The 993-nt window shown below is 51.9% G+C and carries 1 protein-coding gene and 1 pseudogene; both read left to right on the plus strand.

What is annotated here, in order from left to right:
• Nucleotides 1-397 (plus strand): annotated as a pseudogene (locus CIK04_RS25830) (ECF-type sigma factor); the annotation flags it as partial.
• A 66-nt stretch (nt 398-463) separates the two neighbouring features.
• Nucleotides 464-679 (plus strand): hypothetical protein, encoded by a 216-nt coding sequence (locus CIK04_RS33985; RefSeq protein ID WP_325205837.1) that lies wholly within the window; start codon nt 464-466, stop codon nt 677-679.
• The last annotated feature ends 314 nt before the right edge of the window (nt 680-993 follow it).

Here is a 993-nt window from a genome sequence, read left to right on the forward strand (position 1 = left end):
TCAACAGCACCACCGCTTTGATCCACGATGCGTACCTAAAGCTTTCCACCAGCGACATGAGTGAAATCAGCGGCAAGCGCGACTTTTTCCCTCATGGCAGCCAAAGTGATGCGCCAAATTTTGATCGACAATGCACGTTCACTGCAGGCGCAAAAACGCCAGCAAGTGACACAGCTACCGAGTGAACAGCAGGAAAAGTTTCGAGCAGTTGATCATCATGGACAAAGCACTGGACAACTTCAGCGTTCGCTACCCACGCCAATCGAACTGCGCTCAAGCTGAAATATTTAATGGGGATGAAAAACCAAGAGATCAGCGAGTTACTCGAATGCAGTGCCAGTTTGATTGAAAAGACCATCAATTCTCACGCAGTTGGCTGCAATCGAGAATGGCGTAAATCGACCCATGACACATCGTTAAACCTCTACTCTTCGCCACGACAGTAACGCCTTGTTACTGGGGTGTGGTTTGGCACTCTTCAAGCCAAGCCACCTCGAGTGTGCTGGCTGAGACAGAACCCCGTGTCGCAGCACCACATGCCAAAGCCATTTCGGTTGAAAGCAAAGCACCAAACGCAGCAACGCCAACCCAAAACACAAACTCAGATCCTCAAGCGGTGTTTGCCCAAGCATTGGAGGATCTGGCTCCACCAGCGCCCACTGCAGACGTAAAGAGTTAGCAAAACACCCAGACCTGACGTTGACCAATGACACGCTAGAAGCCACCACCCATACCCAGGTGATAACCAGCGAACCCGCTAACTTTGACGGCAGTGGAACGAACAGTAAACCGAGGATCAACGCCGAAGTGGCGCGACAAATCCAGAGTCAGGTTTTCGGCTGGGAGCTCGATCAAGGCGCGCCCATTCACTATTCCCTCAACATTGATCACTGTTTGTGGATGCCGATGACGACTTTCTCACCCTCACTGTGCGCATCAATGTGCCGGGGCTCAAAGTTCGCAATCTGGGTGCCGTGCAGATCTTAGGCACCG

The sequence above is a fragment of the Vibrio sp. 03_296 genome (genome assembly GCF_002265885.1).